The 3,213-nt window shown below is 65.6% G+C and carries 3 protein-coding genes; all 3 read left to right on the top strand.

Annotation, left to right across the window (positions count from 1 at the left end; all coding sequences use genetic code 11):
* Window positions 1-179 precede the first annotated feature (179 nt).
* The 3 genes from QZY48_RS15955 (at window position 180) to QZY48_RS15945 (ending at window position 3,045) form a co-directional block, all read left to right on the top strand.
* Window positions 180-449, top strand: coding sequence for a DUF5372 family protein (locus QZY48_RS15955; RefSeq protein WP_295432607.1), 270 nt, complete (start codon window positions 180-182; stop codon window positions 447-449).
* A gap of 55 nt (window positions 450-504) precedes the next feature.
* Window positions 505-837 carry a DUF6788 family protein gene (locus QZY48_RS15950; RefSeq protein ID WP_295432605.1) on the top strand — a complete coding sequence of 111 codons (333 nt, stop codon included), beginning with the start codon at window positions 505-507 and terminating at the stop codon, window positions 835-837.
* Window positions 838-975: 138 nt separating this feature from the next.
* Window positions 976-3,045 carry a recombinase family protein gene (locus QZY48_RS15945; protein ID WP_295432602.1) on the top strand — a complete coding sequence of 690 codons (2,070 nt, stop codon included), beginning with the start codon at window positions 976-978 and terminating at the stop codon, window positions 3,043-3,045.
* Window positions 3,046-3,213 lie beyond the last annotated feature (168 nt).

Genomic DNA, 3,213 nt, shown 5'->3' with positions numbered 1-3,213 from the left:
TTCCGACATTGAGACGGACGGGGTTGAGCGATGGTTGGGCGAACTGGCGCAAGCCCTGAAGGAAAAGCGCTACCGGGCGAGTCCGGTACGCCGAGTCTATATCCCCAAACCGAACGGCCAGCAGCGGCCCCTGGGTATCCCGACGTTCCCCGCCAACTGCACCCGCCCCTAACGCTCGTTTGGGATGGGCGACGATCACCCATCCCTTCCATCCCCTGCGCGGTCAGCGCTTCGGAGTTCTCAAGACACGCCGCTCGGGCGGGCTTGAGATCCTGATACTGCGCCACGCCGAGCGAGGCAGCTATGCCATCGCCCGCGACTGGACCGACTGGTCGCTGAGCGAGCCGATTCCGAGGCCCGATGGTTGCCTGAGCCAACTGGCGCTCGAGACGCTTGGCGAGCTGACTGAGCTGGTCAGCGAGCTGGCCGTGCGGCACGCCGATCCTTGACAAGGCGTCCCCGATGAACCATGTTCAGACCAGTTAGAGACGTGGTCTGACAGATATGCGTGAGACGCCCACTCCCGCGCTGCGGCAGCGTCGCCGCCAACTGGTGGAGCAACTGCCGCCGCAGGAGGCGATCCTGCGCGGCTCCCTGATCGAGCGCTACAAACGCTGCGGTAAGCCTGGCTGTCAGTGTGCCAGCGGGCGCGGCCATGGTCCGAAGTACTACCTCTCGGTCAGCCATCCGGGTGCGCGACCACTGATGGACTATGTGCCGCAGGCCGTGCTCGAGCAGGTCCGTACCTATCTCGCCAACTACCAACGTCTGCGCGCACTCCTGGAGGAGATCTGCGCCATCAACAGTGAATTGTTGCGCCGTCGCGAGCCGCTGTGAGAGCCGCGACGGTGAGCGCGCCTGCGGTCCTTCTCACCGTCGCCTTCGATCACGCCCTCGCTGCCCCTGTGATCGCCAACATGCTGGCCACCTTCCTTGACGGGCAGGCGTGCCAGCCCACCCCGGCGGAGGTCCCTCATGAGTGCGCAGATCACCCCTCACCACCTGCAGCGCCCGGCGTACGTCTATGTGCGTCAATCGACGATGGGCCAGGTGCGGCACCACCAGGAGAGCACCGAGCGGCAGTATGCCCTGCGCGAGAAGGCCATTGCCCTGGGCTGGGCGGAGACGGCGATCCGCATCCTGGATGGCGACCTGGGCCAGTCCGGGGCGCACAGCGCGCAGCGCGAAGACTTCAAGACCCTGGTGGCAGAGGTCTCAATGGATCATGTGGGGGCGGTGCTGGCGTTGGAGGTCTCGCGTCTGGCCCGCTCCAATGCCGACTGGCAGCGCCTGCTCGAGCTCTGTGCACTGACCCGCACGCTGGTGATCGACGAAGATGGCTGCTACGACCCGGGCGACTTCAACGACGGGCTGCTATTGGGCTTGAAAGGCACCATGGCGCAGGCGGAGCTGCATTTCTTGCGCGCGCGCCTCCTCGGCGGCAAACGCAACAAGGCCGCCAAGGGCGAGCTGCATAGCCCGCTGCCGGTCGGGCTGGTCTATGTCGACGGGCAGATCGTGCTCGATCCGGACGCCGAAGTGCGCAGTGCCATCGCGCTGGTGTTTCGCCTCTTCCGCGACACTGGCAGCGCCTACGGGGTGGTTCAGCACTTCGCCAAGGCCGGTTTGACTTTTCCCAAGCGCGCCTATGGCGGGGCCTGGGACGGGCGGCTCCTGTGGGGGCGGCTGAGCCATGAGCGGGTGTTGGGTATCCTGCGCAACCCGGCCTATGCCGGGGCCTACGTCTATGGACGCTATCAATACCAACGCTGCCTCGGCCCGGATGGCAGCGTCCAGACCAAGACCAGCGTTGTGCCGATGGCCGAGTGGCAGGTCAACCTGCCCGATCATCATCCCGGCTACATCGACTGGGTAACCTATTTGGATAATCAGGCGCGCTTGGCGAGCAATTGCACCCTGAGCGAGACGACTCTGTTGAGCGGTCCGGCGCGTGAGGGACTGGCGCTGCTGCAAGGGCTCTTGGTCTGCGCGCACTGTGGTCGGCGTGTGACGGTGCGCGATCAGGGCCAGGGCGGGGTCGCGCCGGTCTATCTGTGTAACTGGAAGCGGCACGAGGGGCTCGACACGCGTGACTGTCTGAGCGTGCGCTGCGACCTGCTCGATACGGTCGTCGCCGAGCGAGTTCTGGCGGCCCTGCAGCCGGCCGAGCTCGAGCTGGCCCTGCGTGCGCTCGATGAGCTGGAGGGCCGCGAGGCCGCCCAGCGTCAGCACTGGCAGCTGCGTCTTCAGCGTGCCGACTACGAGGCGCAGCTCGCCGAGCGTCGCTACGCCGAGGTTGATCCCGCCAATCGTCTGGTGGCGGCCACTTTGGAACAGCGCTGGAACGAGGCGTTGCAGCGACTGGCCGAGCTGCAGCAGCACAGCGAGCAAGCCAACCAGTCGCGCTCGCTGGTGCTCAGCGCGCGGCAGCGTGCGCAGGTGCTGGCGTTGGCCGAGGATGTCCCGACCCTGTGGTCGGCACCGACGACCACGGCCAAGGATCGCAAGCGCCTACTGCGCCTGCTGATCAAGGATGTCACGGTCGAGCGCGCGGCCCCTAAGCAGCTGCGACTGCACATGCGTTGGCAAGGGGGTGCGCTCAGTGAGGTGGCCGTGAGCTTACCGCTCAGCCGCCCCGATCAAGTGCGCTATCCGCCAGCCACCGTCGAGCGCATCAAGACGTTGGCCGCCACCCTAGACGATGCCCAGATCGCCGCGCAGCTAAACCAAGAGGGCCAGACGAGTCCCACCGGAAAGGCCTTTACCTTCGCCATGATCCGATGGGTACGCTACAAGCATGCGATCCCCAGTCCGCCCCCTGAGGACGCTGATGGCTTGAGTGTCGAGCAGATGATGATCAAATTCGACGTCAGCTGCCATGTGGTCTATTACTGGATCGAGCGCGGACACGTGTCGGCCTGCCAGCGCAAGCCGGGCACGCCTTATCGAATCCATCTCGAGAGCGGCGATGAGCAGCGTCTTGCCGATTGGGTCGCAAGCTCTTCACGCTTGTCGGTTCAGCGTCATCCCGAACCCGCACTGTAGGAGGTGCACTATGCAATCACCGTCCCAACGATCCGCGACCGGGTGGTCGAGACGGCAGCCGTCCTGGTGCTGGCGCCGATCTTCGAGGCCGACCTGCAACCGGAGCAATCTGCTGATCGGGAGGGTCGCAACGCCCATGAGGCGGTGTCCCAAGTCCATCGGCTGCTG

Source organism: uncultured Thiodictyon sp. (assembly GCF_903828115.1).
Lineage (GTDB): Bacteria > Pseudomonadota > Gammaproteobacteria > Chromatiales > Chromatiaceae > Thiodictyon.
This window is presented reverse-complemented; position numbering and strand designations above follow the sequence as displayed.